The 21,636-nt window shown below is 73.5% G+C and carries 17 protein-coding genes; 11 read left to right on the plus strand and 6 right to left on the minus strand.

Going from position 1 to position 21,636, the window contains the following annotated elements:
- The first annotated feature begins 66 nt into the window (after nt 1–66).
- The 9 genes from ACWCRA_RS24790 (at nt 67) to ACWCRA_RS24830 (ending at nt 10,927) form a co-directional block, all read left to right on the plus strand.
- Nucleotides 67–942 (plus strand): polysaccharide deacetylase family protein, encoded by an 876-nt coding sequence (locus ACWCRA_RS24790; RefSeq protein ID WP_351546820.1) that lies wholly within the window; start codon nt 67–69, stop codon nt 940–942.
- A gap of 234 nt (nt 943–1,176) precedes the next feature.
- Nucleotides 1,177–4,122, plus strand: coding sequence for a BTAD domain-containing putative transcriptional regulator (locus tag ACWCRA_RS24795; RefSeq protein WP_451068624.1), 2,946 nt, complete (start codon nt 1,177–1,179; stop codon nt 4,120–4,122).
- A 319-nt stretch (nt 4,123–4,441) separates the two neighbouring features.
- Entirely contained in the window at nt 4,442–4,780 is a 339-nt protein-coding gene (locus ACWCRA_RS24800; protein ID WP_451068625.1) for a hypothetical protein, read from the plus strand.
- A gap of 543 nt (nt 4,781–5,323) precedes the next feature.
- Entirely contained in the window at nt 5,324–6,910 is a 1,587-nt protein-coding gene (locus tag ACWCRA_RS24805; RefSeq protein WP_451068626.1) for an ATP-binding protein, read from the plus strand.
- A complete protein-coding gene (locus tag ACWCRA_RS24810) occupies nt 6,907–7,338 on the plus strand; it encodes a roadblock/LC7 domain-containing protein (protein WP_351559872.1) in 432 nt (143 codons plus the stop codon). Before ACWCRA_RS24805 ends, ACWCRA_RS24810 begins: the two co-directional genes overlap by 4 nt.
- Nucleotides 7,335–7,844 (plus strand): DUF742 domain-containing protein, encoded by a 510-nt coding sequence (locus tag ACWCRA_RS24815; RefSeq protein WP_451068627.1) that lies wholly within the window; start codon nt 7,335–7,337, stop codon nt 7,842–7,844. Before ACWCRA_RS24810 ends, ACWCRA_RS24815 begins: the two co-directional genes overlap by 4 nt.
- Nucleotides 7,819–8,475, plus strand: a complete 657-nt coding sequence (locus ACWCRA_RS24820; RefSeq protein ID WP_351559874.1) for a GTP-binding protein — start codon at nt 7,819–7,821, stop codon at nt 8,473–8,475. The genes ACWCRA_RS24815 and ACWCRA_RS24820 overlap by 26 nt, the downstream gene beginning before the upstream one ends.
- Nucleotides 8,472–9,701 carry a cytochrome P450 family protein gene (locus tag ACWCRA_RS24825; RefSeq protein WP_351559876.1) on the plus strand — a complete coding sequence of 410 codons (1,230 nt, stop codon included), beginning with the start codon at nt 8,472–8,474 and terminating at the stop codon, nt 9,699–9,701. The genes ACWCRA_RS24820 and ACWCRA_RS24825 overlap by 4 nt, the downstream gene beginning before the upstream one ends.
- A complete protein-coding gene (locus ACWCRA_RS24830; protein ID WP_351559877.1) occupies nt 9,701–10,927 on the plus strand; it encodes a cytochrome P450 family protein in 1,227 nt (408 codons plus the stop codon). The genes ACWCRA_RS24825 and ACWCRA_RS24830 overlap by 1 nt, the downstream gene beginning before the upstream one ends.
- Nucleotides 10,928–11,136: 209 nt before the next feature.
- On the opposite strand, the gene ACWCRA_RS24835 is transcribed toward ACWCRA_RS24830, so the two are convergent.
- Genes ACWCRA_RS24835 through ACWCRA_RS24845 form a run of 3 tightly spaced genes read right to left on the minus strand, consistent with a single transcriptional unit; the run spans nt 11,137 to nt 13,488 of the window.
- On the minus strand, nt 11,137–11,901 hold the full coding sequence (locus ACWCRA_RS24835) for an enoyl-CoA hydratase/isomerase family protein (RefSeq protein ID WP_351559885.1): 765 nt from the start codon (nt 11,899–11,901) through the stop codon (nt 11,137–11,139).
- The gene (locus ACWCRA_RS24840; protein ID WP_351559883.1) at nt 11,898–12,338 is read right to left on the minus strand and encodes a Zn-ribbon domain-containing OB-fold protein; all 441 of its coding nucleotides are present in this window, start codon (nt 12,336–12,338) and stop codon (nt 11,898–11,900) included. Before ACWCRA_RS24840 ends, ACWCRA_RS24835 begins: the two co-directional genes overlap by 4 nt.
- A 1-nt stretch (nt 12,339) precedes the next feature.
- The gene (locus ACWCRA_RS24845) at nt 12,340–13,488 is read right to left on the minus strand and encodes a lipid-transfer protein (protein ID WP_451068628.1); all 1,149 of its coding nucleotides are present in this window, start codon (nt 13,486–13,488) and stop codon (nt 12,340–12,342) included.
- A gap of 128 nt (nt 13,489–13,616) precedes the next feature.
- On the opposite strand from ACWCRA_RS24845, the gene ACWCRA_RS24850 reads away from it, so the two are divergent.
- Complete coding sequence (locus ACWCRA_RS24850; protein ID WP_451068650.1) at nt 13,617–15,197, plus strand: FadD3 family acyl-CoA ligase; 1,581 nt, start codon at nt 13,617–13,619, stop codon at nt 15,195–15,197.
- Nucleotides 15,198–15,243: 46 nt separating this feature from the next.
- Here ACWCRA_RS24850 and ACWCRA_RS24855 read toward each other — a convergent pair whose 3' ends face one another.
- From ACWCRA_RS24855 to ACWCRA_RS24865, 3 genes are all read right to left on the minus strand, one after another.
- Entirely contained in the window at nt 15,244–16,701 is a 1,458-nt protein-coding gene (locus ACWCRA_RS24855; RefSeq protein WP_451068629.1) for a VCBS repeat-containing protein, read from the minus strand.
- Between the two features lie 658 nt (nt 16,702–17,359).
- Nucleotides 17,360–19,729 carry an outer membrane protein assembly factor BamB family protein gene (locus tag ACWCRA_RS24860; RefSeq protein ID WP_351558784.1) on the minus strand — a complete coding sequence of 790 codons (2,370 nt, stop codon included), beginning with the start codon at nt 19,727–19,729 and terminating at the stop codon, nt 17,360–17,362.
- Nucleotides 19,730–19,912: 183 nt separating this feature from the next.
- Entirely contained in the window at nt 19,913–20,773 is an 861-nt protein-coding gene (locus ACWCRA_RS24865; RefSeq protein ID WP_451068630.1) for a VOC family protein, read from the minus strand.
- A 196-nt stretch (nt 20,774–20,969) separates the two neighbouring features.
- On the opposite strand from ACWCRA_RS24865, the gene ACWCRA_RS24870 reads away from it, so the two are divergent.
- The gene (locus ACWCRA_RS24870; protein WP_351558780.1) at nt 20,970–21,617 is read left to right on the plus strand and encodes a TetR family transcriptional regulator; all 648 of its coding nucleotides are present in this window, start codon (nt 20,970–20,972) and stop codon (nt 21,615–21,617) included.
- Nucleotides 21,618–21,636 lie beyond the last annotated feature (19 nt).

Consider the following 21,636-nt stretch of genomic DNA (forward strand, 5'->3'; position numbering starts at 1 on the left):
GATATCCGCCACCGGCCACGGCGGGATCTCATCAGCCGCACCGCACCCGATCAAGGGAATTCCGTCATGCCCGCACCCAGCAGGAGGTCCAGGGTCCTCACCGCCGCGACGGCCGTCACGGCGCTGGCGCTCACCCTCGGCGCCTGTTCCATGGAGACCACCGCCCCCGCCGACGCCCGCTCCGACGCGCTGGCCGACGGCCGGAAGCTCTCCGCCGGGGCCGCGGGCGGCGCGGCGGGCGGCGCGGCGGAGACCGGCTCCGATTCCGGCTCCGGCTCCGGTAGCGACGCGGGCGCGGGTTCCGGGCGCACGGTCAACCCCGCCGAGCCCGTCGACTGCGAGAAGGAGCGGTGCATCGCGCTGACCTTCGACGCGGGCCCCGGCAAGGACACCCCGGAGCTCCTGGACACCCTGATGAAGGAGCGGGTCCCGGCCACCTTCTTCCTGCTCGGCAAGAAGCACATCGTGAAGTACCCGGACGTGGTGAAACGTCTCTCCGACGAGGGCCACGAGGTCGCCAACCACACCTGGACCCACCGGCGCCTCGACCAGCTCGACCGGGACGGGATACGCGAGGAACTGGGCCGCACCCAGGATGCGATAGCAAAGATCACGGGGCGGAAGCCCACCCTGATGCGCCCGCCGCAGGGCCGGATCAACGACGATGTCACCGCCGTCAGCAAGGAGCTGGGCCTCGCCCAGATCCTGTGGAGCGCCACCGCCAAGGACTACTCCACCAACGACTCCGAGCTGATCAGGAACCGGATCGTCAAGCAGGCCTCCCGCGACGGCGTGATCCTGCTGCACGACATCTACGACGGGACCGTGCCCGCCGTTCCCGGCATCATCGAGGAGCTGAAGAAGCGGGACTACACCTTTGTCACGGTCTCCCAGCTCCTCGCGCCCGCCCGCGCCAACCCGGGCGAGATCTACCGGCCCTGACCGCTCCCCCCTCCCCGAATAGACCCCACATCAACCCATATCGCACATGGGTGTGTGCAACGGACGTAAAGACACCGGGGAACCCCCGGGAAGGTCACAGGCGTCACAGAAACGGCGGGTTAGCCTGCCCCCACCCCGCGACGGGCGATCTGGAAGCGTCCCGTTACTGACGGGGCAGCCATGCACAAGGCAGACTGTCGGGTGCGAATCGGCAGTTCGGGGCAGGGGGCAGCAATGGACCGTGACAGCGGGCCACGCGTACCGGAACAGCGAGTTCCAACGCCCAGTGATGTCTGCGTTGACCTGCGCTTCAGCGTGCTCGGTCCGGTGCGCGCCTGGCGCCAGGGGGAGGTTTTGCCGTCCGGTTCCCCCCAGCAACGCGCGCTGCTCGCCGCGCTGCTGCTCCGCGACGGCCGCACCGCGACCGCGGCCGAGCTGATCGACGCGATCTGGGGCGACGAACCGCCGCCCCACGCGCTCGCCACCATCCGCACCTACGCCTCCAGGCTGCGCAAGATCCTCGGCGCCAACGCCCTGGTCAGCGAGTCCGGCGGATACGCCATAAGAATCCGGCGGGAGAGCGTGGACCTCTTCGCCGCCCAGGAGCTGGCGGCGGAGGCGGAGAAGTGCCGCGCCGCCGGGGACCGCCGGCAGGCGCGCGCCCGGCTCGACGAGTCGCTGGAGCTGTGGGACGGCGAGGCGCTGGCCAGCGTGCCGGGCCCGTACGCCGAGAACCAGCGGGCGCGGCTGGAGGAGTGGCGGCTCCAGCTGCTGGAGAGCCGGCTCGACCTGGACCTGGAGACCGGCGCCCACGCGGAGGCGGTCTCCGAGCTGACCGCGCTCACCGCCGCGCACCCGCTGCGGGAGCGGCTGCGGGAACTCCTGATGCTGGCGCTCTACCGCAGCGGGCGCCAGGCCGAGGCGCTCGCCGTCTACGCCGACACCCGCCGGCTCCTCGCCGACGAGCTGGGCGTCGACCCGCGCCCCGAACTCTCCCGCCTCCAGGAGCGCATCCTCCGCGCCGACGAGGAGCTGGCCCGGCCCAGCGAGGAGGCCGCCCCCGCGCCCCGGATCGCCCAGCCCGCCCAGCTCCCGGCGACCGTGCCCGACTTCACCGGCCGGGTCTCCTTCGTCCGCGAGCTGGGCGCGCGGCTGGCGACCAGCGAGGGTTCGGTGATGGCGGTCTCCGCGCTCGCCGGCATCGGCGGCGTCGGCAAGACCACCCTCGCCGTGCACGTCGCCCACGAGGCCCGCCCGCACTTCCCCGACGGCCAGCTCTATGTCGACCTCCAGGGCGCCGGCAGCAGGGCCACCGAACCGGCCGCCGTGCTCGGCGCGTTTCTGCGCGCCCTCGGGGTCACCGACTCCTCCATCCCCGACTCACCGGCCGAGCGGGCCGCGCTCTACCGCTCCACGCTCGCCGGACGCCGTGTCCTGGTCCTGCTCGACAACGCCCGGGACGCCGCCCAGGTCCGCCCCCTGCTGCCCGGCACCTCGGGATGTGCCGCCCTGGTCACCAGCCGGGCGCGGATGGTCGACCTCGCCGGGGCGCACCTGGTGGATCTCGATGTGATGTCCCCCGAGGAAGCCCTCCAGCTCTTCACCCGGATCGTGGGCGAGGAGCGCGTCCTGGCCGAGCGCGAGGCGGCCCTCGATGTCGTCGCCGCCTGCGGCTTCCTGCCGCTGGCGATCCGGATCGCCGCCTCCCGGCTGGCCGCCCGCCGCACCTGGACCGTCTCCGTGCTCGCCGCCAAGCTCGCCGACGAGCGCCGCCGGCTCGACGAACTCCAGGCCGGCGATCTCGCCGTGAAGGCCACCTTCGAACTCGGCTACGGCCAGCTGGAGCCCGACCAGGGCCGCGCCTTCCGGCTGCTGGGCCTCGCCGACGGCCCCGACATCTCCCTCGCCGCCGCGTCCGCCGCGCTCGACCTCCCGCTCCAGGAGACCGAGGATCTGCTGGAGGGGCTCGTCGACACCTCCCTCCTGGAGTCCGCGGCGCCGGGCCGCTACCGCTACCACGACCTCGTCCGGCTCTACGCGCGTGCGTGCGCCGAACGCGACGAGCGCCCCGAGGACACCGGCGCCACGCTCTCCCGGCTGCTGGACTTCTACCTCGCCACCGTGAGCCGGGTGTACGCGATCGAACGGCCCGGCGACCGCCTGCCGGACCATCTGGAGCCCACCGCCCACGAAGGGCTCGCGTTCCCCGACGGCCAGGAAGCGCTGGACTGGCTCTACACCGAGGCCCACTGCCTGCTCGCCTGCGCCCAGCAGTCCACCGCCAACGGCGGTCTGCGCCGCGCCGTCGACCTGCTCTGGGCCGCCAAGGACCTGGCCGAGTCGGGGGCCAACTCCAAGCAGTACGCCACCGCGGCGCTCACCGCCCGGGACGCGGCCCGCGCCGCCGGGGACGCCCGGGCCCAGGGGCGCGCCCACACCACGCTCACCAATGTCCATCTGGTCGCCGGACGCTATCCGGAGGCCGACGAGCAGGCCCAGCAGGCGGCCCGGCTGGCGAGCCGGGCGGGCGACGCGGCGCCCGTCTTCTGGGCCAACAACGACCGCGGCATCATCGCCCTCAACCAGGGCCGCCACGCGGACGCCGAACGGTTCCTGCGCCAGGCCATCGAGGACTCGCGGGCGGACGGCAACGGGCCGGGCGAGGCGAGCGCGCTGTGCAATCTCTCCCGGCTGCACCTCTTCATGGGCCACACCGAGCAGTCCATCGACCTCGCCGAGCGCGGGCGCGACATCCTCGACGGGATCGGGCACACCCTGCGGCTCGCCAACGCCCGCTACACGCTCGGAGTCGCCCTGACCGAGGCCGCCAGGCACCAGGACGCCCTCCAGCAGCTCCTGGCGGCCCTGGACGGCTTCGAGTCGAACCGGCAGCGGCTGTGGGAGGGGACGACCCTGTTCCGTATCGCCCAGGCGCATCTGGCCGCCCGCCGGCCCGCCCGGGCCGCGCAACACGCGGAACAGGCCCTGGCCATCGGCTGCATCGGCGGCGACCGCATCCGCGCCAATGTCCTCATCACCCTCGGCCGGGCGCTCTCCGCGCTCGGCCAGGCCGACCGCGCCCGCGTCTGCTGGCGGGAGGCGCTCGCCCTGCACGAGCAGCTCGGGTCGGCGGAGGCGGAGGAGGCACGGGGGCTGCTCAACCCGCTCAGCGCCGCCTGAGGGGCCCGCGGGGGCCCGCCGCGGGCCCGCACGGGTCCCAGGGGGCCGTACGGGACGGCGCCGGGCCCGCTCCCCGGCCCCGTCCCGGACTCTGTGACAGGACTCTGCCTGGACGTTCATCGAATGTTTATGGGCTTCCGACATGCTCAGTGCAGTCGATCCGTCGCGTCGGGGGGCAGACGGATCGCGGGAACTCCACCACTCCGGGGGGCGGGTGAGGTTCCCCGGCCTTCCGTCCGGCGACCCTCGGGGGAGTCTCCGGGCGGAGGGCCGCTTCTGTTCATGGCTCAGCACGACAGCAATCCCATGGGGGACAGAAATGAACGAAACCGACAGCACGCTCGACAGCTCGCTCGACAGCTCGCCCGACAACGAGATCGGCACCGGCGTCACCGGCGCCACCGGCGTCACCGAGGACCTCGTGTCCAAGGACAACTACTCGCCGGCCCGGCCGCACTTCCTCGCGGACGGCGACACGAAGCCGAAGGACGACACCTACTCGCCGGGCCTCCCGGCCGATGTGTCCCCGGCCGACGGCACTCTCGCCGAGGACGCCGTCATCACCAAGGACAACTACTCGCCCGCCCCGCCGAGGTTCCTCAAGGGCGGCGCCGGCAAGCCCCAGGACAACTACTCCCCGGCCCCGCCGAAGCCCTGACGCGCCGCGCCGGGCGACCGCGCGGCGGGACCCGGGAGGAATCCCCGGAACGGAATCCCGGAAACCATCCCCGGAATCGAAATTCCGGTGCGGCCGGACGCCGGTCACCCCGAACGGCGGAAGATCCGGCAGCCGGGCTGAAAAAGCCTTCAGCCGATAAAAGACCCGAACCGAATATCTGAGCCGAAGGTCCGGTCCAGACCCTGAACCCAGGGGCCGAGCAGTGACCCTGGGTGAAGGAACCGGAAGCGAAGGACTGATCGGGGCTTCACCCGATGGTGTAGGGCCGCGGCGGCGGTGAGGGGGGCCGCCGCGGCCGTTCTCCGTCGTCGCACGGGCCCCGGGCGACTCCCCCACCACGCCACCTCTGCCCTCGGGGCTCCCTTCCGCCCACCCGGACACGGGGGGCGCGCGTGATCGGCCCCCGGGGCGCCGTCAGAATTACTTCCGGCAAAACCCCCCGCGATCACTCGATGACGGTGTGTACTTGGTCGGGCCGTTTCCCATACGACCCTGACCACCGCCATCCCCGAGGTCTATTCGATGATCGAGATACCGGATCTGGCCATCGTCGCCACCGGGACCCTGTCGGCGTTCTATTTGGGAAGCCATCTTCTGCGTTCGCGCCGGGAACGGGCGAAGCAGGTCACGGAGATCGAATCCCTGCGCACCCAACTGGACGCCGCCCGGCGGAAGAACGAGCACACCTCACGGACCTGTGCGGCCGAGGTGCTCCACCTGGCACAGGAGCGCATCCCGGCCGCCGCCACCCGTGCCGCCCACCCCCATGTGCAGGTGCCGGGACCACTGGACCCCACCCTCGCGGACAGTGATCTCGACACGAATCTGCACGCGGCCCTGCGGGGCGTCGCCACCGCGATGCTCCAGGAGCGCAAGCGGGTCGACGCGGCGGCCCGGGCCGGGATGCGCGGCGCGACCCGCGAGATCCAGGCCGGGCTCTACCGGCTCCAGGACGTCCTGCGCGGACTCCAGCAGCGCTACGACGACCCGGAGCTGTCCCAGACCCTCTACTCGCTCGACCACGAGAACGAACAGTCCCTGCGCCGCGCCCAGGTGGCCGCCGTCGTGTGCGGCGCGTGGGTGGGACTCGCCCGTGAGGAGTCCCACCTCGTCGACGCGGTGACCGGCGGACAGTCCCGGATCATCGGCTACCAGCGCGTCCACATCAGCAACCACCTGGAGAACGGCACCGCCCTCGTCTCGCACGCCGTCGAACCGGTCGCGATCATCGTCGCCGAACTGCTCGACAACGCCCTGCGGCACTCCTCGTCCGACACGACCGTGACGGTGAACCTGGAGCGCGCCCACCACGGTGTCACCGTCACCGTGGACGACGCGGGCGTCGGCATGGCCGCCGACGAACGGGCCTACGCCCAGCGGATGGTGGCGGGCCGCGACCCGATCCTCCTCTCCGAACTGGGCGACCCGCCCCGGATGGGTCTCGCCGCGATCGGCCAGCTCACCCGCCAGTTCGATCTGTCGGTCGATCTCTCCTCGCCCTCCCCCTACGGCGGGGTGCGGGCGGTGCTGCTGGTCAAGAACCACCTGCTCAGCCATATCGACCCGGCCGAGCGGCCCCAGGCCGCCAGCGCGCCGCACTCCACCCGGGGCAGCGCTCCGGCGGAGCCCGTACCGGCGGCGGCACAGCTCCCGGGCCCGACCGGGCACCCGGGCCACCCGGGGCCGGCTCCGCGGCCGGCCGCGGAGCCGGAGCGCCCCGTGCCGCGGCAGACCGCCGCGGCCCCTCCCGCGCCCTCCGTCCACCCCCCGACCGCCCACGCGGTGCCTCCCCGCACCCCGACCGCTCCCACGATGGCCGCCCGCACCCCACCCGACCCCGCGCCCCCCTCCCGTACACCCGTCGGACCTCCCCCCTCCCCCACCGTCCCCGACGCCATCACCCACGACCCCGCTCCCGCTCCCGACGACGATCTGCTGCCCCGCCGGCGCCGCCGGGTCCGGGCCGCCGACTACCCCGTCGAAGCACACAGCCGCCCCCAGCCCCCCACGCGCTCCCCCGAAGAGGCCGCAGCGGCACTCGGCGCGTTGCAGGCCGGGACCGCAGCCGCACGCAACGCCGCCGACCCCGAAGGGAACGACCCCCGATGACCAGCCGCACCTCCCGCGACACCGGCGATACCGCGTGGGTGCTCGACCCGATCCTGGAAATTCCCCATGTCCGCGCGGCCGTCCTGCTGACCAGGGACGGCCTTGTGTCCGGCTACTCCGACCGGCTCTCCCAGGCCTCCGCCGAACGCGTCGCGGCGATCACCAGCACCGTGCAGGGGGCCTGCCGCACCGCGGCGGCGGCCTTCGCGGACAAGGACAGCGCCGAGGTGCGGCAGGTGGTCGTCGAATCCGACCACGGATACATCCTGGTGGCGCCCACCACCCACGGCACCTGTGTGGCCGCCTACGGCGACCCCGAGGTGCGGCTCGATCTCCTCGCCCACCGGGTCCACTCCCAAGTGGCCCGGCTCGGCGAGAAGGCGATGGCAGCCGCTCCCCGGGGAGCCAGCGGCCACACACCGCTGTGAGCGGCCGACGGGCCGGCCGGCCCCTGGTCCCCGCCTATGTCTCCACCGGCGGCACGACCCGGCCGAGCCGCAACAGCCTGGAGCGCCTCTCGGTCCTGACCGATCTGACGACCTGCCCGGGAGAGCCGGCCACCGGAGCCGCCTGCGGAACCGGGTCGTCCTTACCGGCACCCGCGGCCGGCCCGGACGTACGCCGGGTCCGTCGGCACACCCCTCCACCCGCACCATCCGCCCCGCACACACCACCCGCCCCGGCCGGACCCGCGGTCCCGGCCGGGCTCCCCGCCGCGCAGCGCACCCTCCTGGGCACGCTGGACGGCGGATCGCTCACGGTGGTGGAGACGGCGGCCGTGCTCGAACTGCCCGTCTCCGCCGTCCGCGTCCTCGCGGCGCACCTCATCGACCTGGGCCTGGTGGGCGCCCGCCCGCCCATCCCGTACGCGGCCCAGCCCGACCTTGATCTGTTGGAGAGAGTCGCCGATGGCCTCCGCGCCCTCAAGCTCTAGCGGCCTGCACCTGCCGGACAGCGCCCGCGAACTGGTGAAAATCCTGGTCGCAGGCCCCTTCGGGGTCGGCAAGACCACCCTGATCGACTCCGTGTCCGAGATCCGGCCCCTGCACACCGAGGAGCAGCTCTCCGAGGCGTCCGTGGCGGTCGACGACCTCGCCGGGGTGCGGGACAAGACCACCACGACCGTCGCCATCGACTTCGGGCGGATCTCCCTCAACGGGGGGATCGTGCTCTATCTCTTCGGCACCCCCGGGCAGGAGAGGTTCCGCTCGCTCTGGTCGGACATCGCCTTCGGGGCCCTCGGCGCGCTGGTCCTGGTCGACACCCGGCGCATCGATGACTCCTTCGAGGTGCTGGGTCTGGTGGAGGACGCGGGCCTGCCGTACGCGGTCGCCCTCAACACCTTCCCCGACGCGCGCCAGTACACCGAGGAGCAGTTGCGCACCTCGCTGGACCTGGAGCCCGGCACCCCGATGGTCGCCTGTGACGCCCGGGACACCCGGGCCTCCATCGACGCGCTGATCTCCCTGGTGCAGCATCTGCTCACCCGGATGAGCCAGGCCCCGGCACCGGTCCCGGACACGGTCCCGGGCGCGGCTCCGGTCCCGGACGCGGAGCTGTCGTGAAGAGCCCGCCCGCGCCCGCGCCGACCCCCGCCGCGCCCGTCCGGCTCTGGGAGGACGGATTCGCCTCCGACCCCCACGGCTACTACGAGCTGCTGCGGGCCCAGGGGCCCGTCGGCTGGGCCGAACTCGCGCCCGGGATCTTCGCGTATGTCGTCGTCGACCGGCGCGCGGCCCTCGATGTGCTGCACGACTCCGAGACCTGGTCGCACGACCCGCGCCCCTGGGAGGCGGCGGTCGCCGAGGACTCGCCGATCCTCGGGATGATGCGCTGGCGGCCCAACACCCTCTTCGCCGACGGCCAGGCGCACATCCGCTACCGGCGCACCCTCGTCGACGCCTTCAGCCTCGTCGAACCGCACGATCTGCGCGAGCGGGTGCACCGGGCCGTGGACATCCTGGTCTCCCGGTTCGGTCCCCGGGGGCGCGCCGATCTCGTCTCCGACTTCTGCCGGCCGCTGATGGGGCTGATCTTCAACAACCTGTTCGGGCTGCCGGACAGCGAGAGCGACCGGCTCACCGACTCCATGGCGCAGATGATCGAGGGGGTCGAGAGCGCGGCCCAGGCCGAGGTCGAGTACGGGCGGTACGTCCTCGAACTCATCGCCACCAAGATGGCCCGGCGCGGCGACGACCTCACGAGCTGGCTCCTCGACCACCCGCTCGAACTCACCCCCGAGGAGGTGACCTGGCAGGTCTTCCTCACCCTCGGCGCCGGGCACGAGCCCACGGCGAACCTGGTCTCCAACGCCCTCTCCCGCATCCTCGGGAACCCGGCGTACTACACGACGCTCACCAGCGGCTCGCGTCCCGTGATGGACGCGGTGGTGGAGGTGCTGCGGTACGAGACGCCGCTCGCCAACTACGGCATCCACTACGCCCGCAGGGCGGTCAGCTTCCACGGCGTGTGGATACAGGCCGCCGTGCCGGTCGTGATCTCCTACGGCGCGCTGGCCCACTTCGCGGAGAAGGACTCCGGCGGGGTGCGCCGCACCAACGACGCCTCCCATCTGTCGTGGTCGGCCGGGCCGCACTCCTGCCCGGTGAAGCAGCACACGCTCCTGATCGCGACGGAGGCCATCGAGCGGCTCACCCAGTGGCTGCCCGATCTGAGTCCGGTGCTGCCCCGTGAGCGGCTCACCTGGCGTCCGGGGCCCTTCCACCGGTCCCTGACGGCGTTCCCGGTCCGGTTCACCCCCCGCACGCCCGACCAGTCAGGAGAGCGATGATGAGCGGGTCCGCCCCGGTGGCCATCGACCCCTTCGGCATCGACATCCCGGCGGAGTGCGCGCGGCTGCGCGCCCTGGGGCCGCTGGTGCCCGTCGAACTCCCCGGCGGGATACCCGCCTGGGCCCCGACCGGCCACGGCATCCTGAAGAACCTGATCCTGGACCCCCGGGTCAGCAAGGACCCGCGCCGGCACTGGAGTCTCTTCCCCGAGATCGCCGAGCACCCCGAGTGGGGGTGGATTCTGAGCTGGGTGGGCGTCGTGAACATGCTCTCGGCGTACGGGGCCGACCACACCCGGCTCCGGAAGCTGATCGCGCCCGGCTTCACCGCGCGCCGCACGGAGGGGATGCGGGAGCGGGTCGGGGCGGTCACCGGCGAACTGCTCTCCGCGCTGGCGGCCCGGGGCGACGGGGAGGTGGTGGATCTGCGGGCCGGGTACGCCCACCCGCTGCCGCTGCGGGTGATCTGCGAGCTGTTCGGGGTCCCGGAGGAGCTGCGCCCCGGGGTGGTGCGGCTGGCGTCGGCCGTCCTCGACACCTCCGATCCGAGCCCGGCGCACGCGGCGTTCGTGCAGGAGCAGATCGGTACGGTGCTCTCCTCGCTCATCGCCGAGAAGACGGCGAACCCGGGGGACGACATGACCAGCGACCTGATCCGGGTCCGCGCGGAGGACGGCGACCGGCTCGGCGAGGAGGAGCTGGTGCACACCCTGCTGCTGGTGATCGGGGCGGGGTTCGAGACGACGGTGAATCTGATCGGCAACGCGGTGGTGGCGCTGCTGCGGGACCCGGGGCAGCTGGGGGCGGTGCGGAGGGGGGAGGTGTCGTGGGAGGCGGTGATCGACGAGGTGCTGAGGGTGCATCCGTCGATCGCGAACCTGCCGCTGCGGTTCGCGGTGTCGGACATCACCGTGGAGGGGGTGACGATTCCGGCCGGGGCGGCGATTCTGACGACATTCGCGGCGGCGGGGCACGATCCGGAGCACTACGGGCCCGATGCGGGGAGGTTCGACGCGGGGCGCAGTGCGGATGATCATCTGGCGTTCGGGGTGGGGGTGCACCGGTGCATGGGGGCGCCGCTGGCGAGGCTGGAGGCGAGGACGGCGCTGCCCGCGCTGTTCGAGCGCTTCCCGGAGGTGAGGTTGGCTGTGCCGGCGGGGGAGCTGGAGCAGGTGCCGTCGTTCATCGCCCACGGCTGGCGCACGATCCCGGTCCGCCTGAGCTAGGGAGTCTCTTTCGGATCGGGCCGGATCGGTGAGCGGGGTCCGGTGCCGGGGCTCGCGAGCCCGGCACGATCCGAAAGAGACGACCCAGGGCGACGGAGCCGCACACCCCGAGCCCCTCCGGCGATTGAGGAGCGGGGGTTCGGGGGCCGGCCCCCGACCCGGGCCCGCAGCACGCGGGTGTGCCGGTGGGCGGGGAGGGAGGGGAGGGCTCACGTGGTGGGGCGGGAGGTGAAGAGGGTGGTCTGGGTTGATCGGGGGAGGTTGCCCAGCGAGATCAGGTGCGGGGCCAGGGCGAAGGCATGGGCCCGGGCGACCTCCCCCGCCGCCCAGACCGCCCGCACCGTCCCCTGCACCGCCCCCGCGGGATACCCCGCCACCACCCTCGCCACCCGCACCGCCCCCACCAGCGCCTCCCCGGGCTCGACCAGCTCCGAGACCAGCCCCACCTCGTGCGCCCGCCGCGCGGGCATCCGCTCGGCCGTCCCCATCAGCGCCAGCCGCGCCACCTCCCCGTACGGCATCCGCTGCGCCAGATACACCGACTCGTACGCGCTGACCATCCCGTAGGTGGTGTGCGGGTCGAAGAAGGTGGCCGTCCGCGAGGCCACCAGGAACTCGCACTCCCCCAGCAGATAGAACGCCCCGCCGCACGCCATCCCCTCCACCGCCGCGATCACCGGCTTCCAGAGGTCGTTGGCCTTGGGGCCGATCGCGATCAGCGGATCGTCGATCGAGTACGGAGAGCCGGGCTGCGGCACCTCCACCGCGCGGTCGATCCCCGTGCAGAAGGCCCGGGTCCCGGTGCCGGTGAGCACCACCGCCCGTACCGCGTCGTCGTGGCGGAACTCCCGCCACACCTCGCCCAGCCGCCCCGCCGTCTCCAGGTCGATCGCGTTGAGCTTCTCGGGCCGGTCCAGGGCGACGACCGCGACCCCCGTCTCCCCGACCTCCGTCAGGTCCACCCGCAGACTCATGCCCGCTCCAGCTGCCAGCGCGGCAGCCGGACCCCGCCGCCGGGTCCGGGCGCGGTGAACGCGACCCGTACCGCCGCCCCGATCCGCAGCCGGGCCGGGTCGACCGAGTTCAGCGGGGCGTCCGGCGCGGAGACCACATTGCCCACGAGCCGGATGCGCGGCGCGTCGGCCAGCTCCACCAGGACGGTGTTGTACGGGGCCAGCTCCGCGTACCCGGGCAGCAGCGGCGGGTGCGGCACCACGTACGACCAGATCCTGCCCCGGCCGCTCATCAGCCGCCACGCGGTGCCGAAGGACTGGCAGCGCGGGCAGCACGGCCGGGGCGGGAAGCGCGGCTCACCGCAGGGACGGCAGGTCTGGACGCGCAGTTCGCCCCGGGCCGCGTACTCCCAGAACGGCGCGCCGTCGTCGTCGGGTACCGGTTCCAGCAGCGGCATCTCAGCTCCTCAGCAGCACGGCCGACGTGGGTACGCCCTCGCCCGCCGTGACCAGGCAGGTGGCGGCGGACGGTACCTGCGCGGTGGAGGTGCCGCGCAGTTGGCTGACCCCCTCGGTGATCAGGTTGAAGCCGTGGACATACGCCTCGCTGAGCCCGCCGCCGGAGGTGTTCAGCGGCAGCCGCCCGCCGATCTCCAGCGCGCCGCCCTCGGTGAACGCCGCGCCCTCGCCGCGCCCGCAGAAGCCGTACCCCTCCAGGGAGAGCGGGATCAGCGGGGTGAACGCGTCGTAGATCTGGGCGACATCGACGTCCTCGGGGCCGAAGTCGGCGGACTTCCAGAGCTGCCGGGCGGCGGTCCAGGCGGGCCCGGTGAGCGGGTCGTCGTTCCAGTAGTTGACCATCCCGTGGTGCTGGGCGGGCAGCCCCTGCGCGACGGAGTGGATGTAGACGGGCCGCTGCCGGCAGTCCCGGGCCCGCGCGGCGGAGACGATCACACAGGCGAGCGCGCCATCGGTCTCCAGGCAGTTGTCGAAGAGACAGAGCGGCTCGCTGATCCACCGGGAGGTCATGTACATCTCCCGGGTGAGCGGCCGTTCGTACATCATCGCCGCCGGGTTCTGGTTGGCCCGGTTGCGGCAGGCGAGCGCCACATTGAAGAAGTGATCGCGGGTGGCGCCGTACTCGTGCATATAGCGCCGGGCCAGCATCCCGATCTCGTCGGCGGGCCGCAGCAGCCCGAAGGGCCGGGTCCACTGGGCGGGTACGGGGAGCTGGGCGGCGGTGTTCCGCCAGGGGCGGGGGCCGCTGCCGCGCTTCCGGGAGCGCCAGGCCACGCCGACGCTCGCCTGTCCGGTGGCGATGGCGGCGGCGAGATGGGCGAGGGTGGCGCAGGAACCCCCGCCGCCGTAGCCGGCCCGGGAGAAGAAGGTGACATCGCCGGCGCCGATGGCCTTGGCGATCTCGACCTCGTCGGTCTCCTCCATGGTGTACGAGGCGAACGCGTCGACCTCCGACGCGGCGATCCCCGCGTCGTCGAGAGCGGCGACGACGGCCCGGCAGGCCAGGGTCTTCTCCGGCTCGGGGAGCCTCTTCGCGAAGGCGGTGCGGCCGATCCCGGCTATCGCCGCCGCGTCCTTGAGACCGGTCACGGGCACCTCCGCCGTTCGATCCCGATGGCTGACAGCGCGTCAGGCTACCGCTAATCTGACGGATAGTCAGCCAGCGTGCGGAGGCGGTTTCCATGCGTGATCCCCTGCCTGATCCCCTGCCCGACCCGATGCGCGGCGACCTGGAGTGGGGCACGGTCGGGGCACTGGTGCGGGAGGCCGCCGCGCGGTACGGGGAGCGCGAGGCCGTCGTGGAGGGCCGCACCCGCCTCTCGTACACCGCGCTGGGCGAGCGGGTGGAGCGGGCCGCCGCCGCGTGCCTGGCCGCCGGGGTCCGGCGGGGCGACCGGGTCGCGATCTGGGCGCCCAACACCCTCGACTGGATCGTCTCCGCGCTCGGCACGGTCATGGCGGGGGCGGTGCTGGTGCCGCTGAACACCCGCTTCAAGGGCGGCGAGGCCGCCGATGTGCTGCGGCGCGGCCGGGTGCGGCTGCTCTTCGTCACCGGCACGTTCCTGGGCACCTCCTACATCGCCGCGCTGCGGCGCTCCGGGGTCCCGCTCCCCGGGCTGGAGCAGGTGGTGGTCCTCGGCGACAGCGCCCCCGAGCCCTACCGCACCTGGCGCGCCTTCCTCGCCGGGGGCGCGGGGGTGAGCGCCCGGGAGGTCCGCGAGCGGGCGGACTCGGTCGGGCCCGGGGACCTCTCGGACATCGTCTTCACCTCCGGCACCACCGGCCGCCCCAGGGGCGCGATGATCACGCATGCCCAGACCCTGCGCTGCTACGGCGTCTGGAGCGAGCTGGCCGGGCTCCGGGAGGGCGACCGCTATCTGATCGTGAACCCCTTCTTCCACACCTTCGGCTACAAGGCCGGGATCATCGCCTCGCTGACGCGCGGCGCGACGATGGTGCCGCAGCCGGTGTTCAGCGCCCGGGCCGCCCTCGCGCAGGTCGCCGCCGAGCGGATCACCGTACTGCCCGGTCCGCCGGCGCTGCACCGCTCGCTGCTCGACCACCCCGCGCGCGACCGCTACGACCTCTCGTCGCTGCGGCTGGTGGTGACGGGTGCGGCGGTGGTGCCGCTGCGGCTGGTGGAGCGGCTGCGGGAGGAGCTGGGGATCGGTACGGTCCTGACCGCGTACGGGCTCTCCGAGGCGTCCGGCATCGTCACCATGTGCCGCCGGGACGACTCCCCGGCCACCGTCGCCGGCACCTCCGGGCGCCCCGTCCCCGGCACCGAGGTCCGGGTGGTCACCGGGTCGGGGGAGCCGGGAGGGCCCGGGGAGCCCGGGGAAGTGCTGGTGCGCGGACACCAGGTGATGCGGGGGTACTTCGAGGACCCCGGGGCCACGGCCGCCGTCCTGGACGGGGACGGCTGGCTGCGCACCGGGGACGTGGGTGTGCTGGACGCGGACGGCAACCTGAGGATCACCGACCGGATCAAGGACATGTTCATCGTCGGCGGGTTCAACGCCTACCCGGCGGAGATAGAGCAGCTCCTCGCGCTCCACCCGGACATCGCGGACGTGGCGGTGGTCGGGGTGCCGGACGGACGGCTGGGCGAGGTCGGGAGGGCGTACGCGGTGCGGCGGCCGGGTGCGACGGTCACGGCGGACGAGCTGATCGACTGGGCGCGCCGGGAGATGGCGAACTACAAGGTGCCGCGGGAGGTGGAGTTCGTCGCGGGGCTGCCGCGCAACGCGGGCGGGAAGGTGCTGAAGGGGGAGCTGCGGGAGGGGCGGGTGCGCTGACGGTCCGCGGGTCGCGGGCCCCGGGCGGGGGCCCGCGACCGGCCGGTCAGGAGGTGTACTGGCTGCCGAAGCGGTCGCCGGGGGCGGCGGCCATGCCGCCGTCGCTCGCGTGGACGAAGAAGCCGTCCGGGGTGAGGCCCGAGCGGTTGGAGCGGAAGAGCCAGACCATGCCGGTCGACCGGTTCTCGCCCTCGGCGGTGACCGCGAGCTCCCTCCGGCCGTCGCCGTTGAAGTCGACGAGCTTGGTGCGGGAGCCGAAGCGGTCGTCCGTCTCCGCCTGGGTGTCCACCCTCTTCGTGTCCTGGGTGAGGCTTCGGGTGCCGGATGTCAGCAGGCCGTGCCTGCTGCCCCGGAGCGTGACCACACCGCCGGCGTTCTTCCTGCCGGCGACGGTCCTGCCCTCGACGCCGATGGCCAGCTCGCCGTAGCCGTCGCCGTTCATGTCGCCGATGGAGAGATCCGATCCGAAGCGCCAGAGGTCCTTGGAGGTGCCCGCGACACCGGGGCTGTCCTGGTCGAAGTCCCGGGCACGGGTGATGTCCGGGCCGAGCGGGGACCCGGGGAGATGGGTGACCTGGCCGCCGGGAGGGGTCGTCGACTCGTCCGTCTCCCGGTGGGTGCGGCTGACGACGATATCGGCGTAGCCGTCCCGGTCGATCTCGCCGACGGCGAGCGCGTCACCCGTCACCGGGCCGCGTCCGGGGCGCCAGAACTCCGCGCGGGTCCGGCTCAGTCCGGTGGCGCTGCCCGGCCAGTAGGCGAGGGAGGCGGCGCCGTGGGAGTTGCCCGGGTCGCCGAACAGGCCGACGGCGTCGGTGATCCCGTCGCCGTTGACATCGCCGGCGGTGAGGGAGGTCATCCGGTCCGCGTGGTCGTCCTCGCCGGGTGCGGTGACCGAGGTGCGGGCGGGGGTGCCGTCCTTGGCCCAGGGCCCGTACAGCACGGTGAGGGTGCCGCGCTCGTCCGACGTGGTGGCGTCCTGGTGGCCGTCGCCGTCGAAGTCCCCGCTGGTGAGGAAGGCTTCGCCGCCCGCGAGGCGGACCGCGGGGACGGGGCCGCCCGCGAGTCCCTTCCGGCTGCCCCAGACCAGGGTGAGCGGGCGCTCCGACTCCTCGGTGGCGGTGGCGCCGACGAGGAGGTCGGCGCAGCCGTCCCGGTCGAAGTCGGCCGAGGTGAGGGCTCTGCCGAAGAGGTCATCGGCCCGGGCCGGGCCGGGGATGCGGTCCGCGCCCCGCCGGATGCTCTGCTGGGCGTTCTCCTCCAGGCCGGACTTGGTGCCGTGGACGATCGCGATGTGGCCCGCGGACTTCCTTCCGTCGACGGCCGCCCGGGGGGCGCCGATGGCGAGGTCCTGGTAGCCGTCGCCGTTGAAGTCGTCCTTGAGAGGGGGGGATTGCGGGGGGATGGGGGTGGGGGTGGGGGTGGCGGCGGCTGGGGCCGGGGTGAGGAGGGGGAGGGTGAGGGCGGCGAGGGCGGCGAGGAGGGTGGGGGTGCGGCGGGTCATGTGGGGCCTCTGGGTCGGGAGACGGGGGCCGCGGGGCCCCCGGGGGCCGGCCGCGTGTCTGCTTGACCCCCGGGCCCGCGCCAGGGTTGCCCCACCCCCCGGTGATACGTGATCCCGGGCCCCGAGCGCCCCGTCCCATCCGGCATGTGAGGACGGACCCCGCACAAACCCAGCCCGTCTGGGGGCACCTCCCGGAGGCAGCTCTGGGGGAGTTTGAGGACGGACCCTGTGCCACAGGACCCCGCACAGTGCGGGCCACGGTCGGGGGCCAGCCCCCGAACCCCCGCGCCTCAAACGCCGGCGGGGCTGGAATGTGCGCCTCGGCCCACCCCAAAAGGCTCGGGTGGTGCGGCTCACGCGCCGGAGGAGCTGGAATGTGCGCCTCGGCCCACCCCAAAAGGCTCGGGTGGTGCGCCTCAAACGCCGGCGGGGCTGGAATGTGCGCCTCGGCCCACCCCAAAAGGCTCGGGTGGTGCGGCTCAAACGCCGGCGGGGCTGGAATGTGCGCCTCGGCCTGCCCCGAGGGGCTCGGGTGGTGCGGCTCGAACGGCGGAGAGGGTGGGTGCGGGACGGCCGTCGCTCCGGTCACGGAAGGGGGACGGGGCGGCGGCCGCCGGGAATGACGGTACGCCGGTGGGAGGGGGGCCGCCAGTGGTGGTCAGCGGGGGCGGCCCGTCGCCGTCCCCTTCACCGCGTCCAGGGCGTACACACAGCGGTCCTTGCTGCACGCGTACACCACCCCACCCCTCACCACCGGCGCCCCGGTGATCTCCCCACCCGTCGCCAGCTTCCACCGCAACTGCCCGCCCGCGGCGTCCAGCGTGTACAGCACATGGTCCGCCGAGCCGAAGTGCACCCGCCCGTCCGCCACCACCGGCGCCCCGATGACCTCGCCGCCCGCGGCGAAGCGCCACATCGGGGTGCCGGTCACCGCGTCCAGGGTGTAGAGCGCGCTCCCGCTGCCGACATGGACGTTCCCGCCGGTGACCAGGACCGGTTCGGCGGACTGGCGGGACTCGGTGGCGATGCGCCAGCGGTCCTTCCCGGTCGCCGCGTCCAGCGCGTACACCGTGCCGAGGTAGTCGGCGAGATAGACCCCGCCGCCGGTGACGGCGGGCCCGGGGGCGAAGGCCGGCGCGGAGAGGAAGACGGCGGGCGCCTCGAAGTGCCAGCGCACCCGCCCGGACGCGGACTCGATGGCCAGGACCCGGGTGCCGGCCGAGACATAGACCTGGCCGTCCGGCGCGGGGTGCACCCGGACGGGGACCCCGCCGCAGGAGGCGGCGTCGCCGATGGGGTAGGACCAGCGCTCGGCCCCGGTCCGCGCCTCCAGCGCGCGCAGCCTGGCGTCCTTCCAGACGTAGACGGTGTCCTCGTGGATGACGGGCCCGGCCTCCGGTGTCTCGAAGTCCGTCTGCGCGCCGGCCAGCTCCCACAGCTTCTCGCCGTTGGACGCCTCCCAGGCCTGGACGCCGCCGCCGCGCGTCCCGGTGAGCACGGTCCCCCGCCCGGTCCGCAGCGAGTACACCCAGGCGTCCGCCTGGAGGCGCCAGCGCTCCTGGCCGGTCGTCGCGTCGAGGGCGTACAGACTCGGGCCGTCGGAGGCGTGAATCCGGCCGCCGTCGACGGCCATGGCCCAGGCCACGTCCTTGGTCTTGAACTGGCGGCGGCCGGTGGCCACGTCGAGGGCGTGGACCTCGAAGGAGGTGACGTACAGCAGATCCCCCGCGACGACCGGGGTGCCCCAGACGTCGTTGGACATGCGGAAGCGCCACGGCCGCCAGTGCGCGGGGCCGGCGGGCGGGGCCGGGGACGGGGGTGGCGGCGCCGGGGCGGGTACGGGCGCGGTCGCCGGGGTCCGGCCGCTCAGTCCGGCCGGGGGGCGAATCCAGCCGGTCGCCGGGCCCGCCTGGCCGACCGAGGCGCGGGCCGGGTCGGCGGCCCGGGGGCCGGGGCCGATCGGGACGCCGACTCCGGGGAGGCGCACCGGACCGGCGCCGGCCGGGGCGCCGGTGCGGGGGTCGCCCGCCGCCGGGCGGGGCGCCGGGTCCCAGTCGGGGGCGGCGCGCGGCGGGGCGGAGGGCATCGGCGGGGCCTGCGGGGGGAGGGCGGGCACGGCGGGCGCCAGCGTCCGGCCGCCGCCCCGGCGCAGCTCGATCATGGCCGTGGCCGAGCCCGGGAGCCAGGCCGACGCCGTGCCGCTGTCGTCGCCGCCGGAGGCGAACAGATGCGGGGCGAGCTGCGACTGGAGGTCCTCCGGGCTGGGCCGCCGGGTCTTGTCCGTCTGCATACAGGACTCGATCAGCGGGCGCAGCTCGGCCGGGAGCCCCTCCAGGTCGGGGCCCTCGCGCAGCAGCATGAAGACCGTCTCGACGGGGTTGGCGCCGTGGAAGGGGGCGTGCCCGGTGGCCGCGAAGACCAGGGTGGAGCCGAGGGAGAAGACATCGCTGGCGCCGGTGACGCTGCGCGAGTCGCGGGCCTGCTCCGGCGACATGTACGCCGGGGTGCCGACGGCGACATTGGTCATGGTGAGCCGGGTGTTGGAGACCCCGGACGCGATACCGAAGTCGATGACGCGCGGCCCGTCCTCGACGACGAGGACATTCGACGGCTTGAGGTCGCGGTGGACCAGGCCGGCGCCGTGGATCGACTGGAGTGCCTCGGCGATCCCGGCCGCGAGCCAGCGGACCGCCTGGGCCGGGAGGGGCCCGCACTCGTTCACTATCTCCTCAAGAGAGGGGGCGGGGACATAGGCCGTGGCGAGCCAGGGGACGGGGGCGCGTGGATCGGCGTCCACCACCGCCGCCGTGTAGAAGCCGCTGACGGCGCGGGCGGCCTCCACCTCGCGGGTGAAGCGGACACGGAACAGCTGGTCCTCGGCGAGTTCGGTGCGCACGGTCTTGATCGCCACCCGGCGGCCGGACGCCGACCGGGCGAGATAGACCAGCCCCATGCCCCCGGCTCCGAGCCGGCCCAGCACCTCGAACGGACCGATCCGTCTCGGATCGTGCTGCGTCAGCTGCTCCATACCTGCCTGCCACCTCCCCGTAGCGGGTCCCTCTCTCACCACCGAGACCCTCAGCGGCGGTACCCACCCTGATTCTTCCTGTCCGAGGCCACGGTGGCGAACCCGGGGGCGGATCGGGGTGTCTCACCCGCTTTCGGGCACAGAACCCGGATTCGGGCCAGTGGGTTGCGCGCCGGACACCGGTCAGGTCTCGGCCAGTACGGCGAACAAGGCTCCCTGGTTGTCCGTGAGTACGGCGATTCGTCCGTAGGGGATGTCGAAGGGAGGTGCCTGGACGCGTCCCCCGAGCCGGACGGCGGTCGCGGCGGCGGCATCGCAATCCTTGACGCAGAAATAGACAAGGAAATGACCGGGCAGTTCGGACGGGAACGCGTCGGTGAGAACACAGCGGCCCGCGACGGCGTTCCCGCCGCCCGCCCCCGCCCCCGCTCCCGCCGGGGCGTCCGGGCCGTCCTGGCCGTCCTGGCCGTCCGGGAATCCGGCGGCGGGCCGGGGCGACCAGAGGCGGATGTCCATGGTGTCGCCGGGGTCGGGGTCCGGGGGCACGGCGGGCCCCCGGGGCAGATCGGTCCCGGTGAAGCCGAAGACCTCCTCGTAGAAGGGGTCGACCCGCTCCTTGTCCCAGGTGTAGACCTCGGTCCAGCAGTACGCGCCGGGGACGCCCCGCGTCTCGAAGCCCGCCCGCTCACCGGCCTGCCAGAGCCCGAAGACCGCCCCGCCGGGGTCGGCCGCCACGGCGACGGTGCCGTACCGGCCCACGGGCACCGGCGAGGTGATCACCTGTCCGCCGGCCGCCGTGATCCGGGCCGCGAGGGCGTGGGCGTCGTCGGTGGCGAAGTAGACGCTCCACACCGTGGGCATCCGGCCGTCCCCCTTCGGGGCGAGCGCGGCGACGAGCGCGCCGTCGGAGCGGGCGTCCACCCGGGGGCCGTCGCCGCGGTGGAAGGTCCAGCCGAGCAGTTCCCCGTAGAAACGCGCCCCTGCCTCGGTGTCGGGGAGCGCCGCGTCCACCCAGCACGGCGTACCCTCCGGAAATGCGGCCATGGGCCCGACTCCTTCCGTCGCCCGCCGTGGTGCTCGTCACACGCGCACTGCCCTCACGCTAACGGGGCATCGCGGGCATCGCAGCGGATGAAATCGAACATTTGATCACTCCCCGGGCGTCGACCGCCCGCCCGGCCCGCACCCCATTTGCAGTCGGCCGAATCGCGCGCCGATCACCCGTCGGTAAGCTGACGGCATGACAGGACAAGTACGCACTGTCGACGGCCGGGTGGCCGGACGACGTGGGCAGGCGACGCGGCAGAAGCTGCTCGACTGCCTCAGCGAGATGCTCAGCTCGTCGCCGTACCGGGACGTCAAGGTCATCGACGTGGCCCGGAAGGCGGGCACGTCACCCGCGACCTTCTATCAGTATTTCCCCGATGTCGAGGGCGCCGTTCTCGAAATCGCCGAGGAAATGGCGAAAGAGGGCGCTGGGCTCACCGCTCTGGTCTCCGGGCGGAGCTGGGCCGGGAAAGCGGCCTGGCAGACCTCCGAGGACCTGGTCGAGGGCTTTCTCGACTTCTGGCGCCGCCATGACGCGATCCTGCGGGTCGTGGACCTGGGGGCCGCCGAGGGCGATAAGCGGTTCTACAAGATCCGTATGAAGATCCTGAACTCGGTCACCAACTCCCTCACGGAGTCGGTGAAGGAGCTCCAGGCCAAGGGCCGGGTGGACAAGGACGTCAGCCCCGCCGCGATGGCCGGTTCGCTGGTCGCGATGCTGGCCGCGGTCGCCTCGCACCAGAAGGGCTTCACCACCTGGGGTGTGAAGCAGGCCGAGCTGAAGCCGAACCTCGCCCTGCTGGTGCACCTCGGCATCACGGGCCGCAAGCCCACGAAGTAGGGACCCGCGCCCCGGGCGC

It is taken from the genome of Streptomyces sp. NPDC001889, from assembly GCF_053594535.1.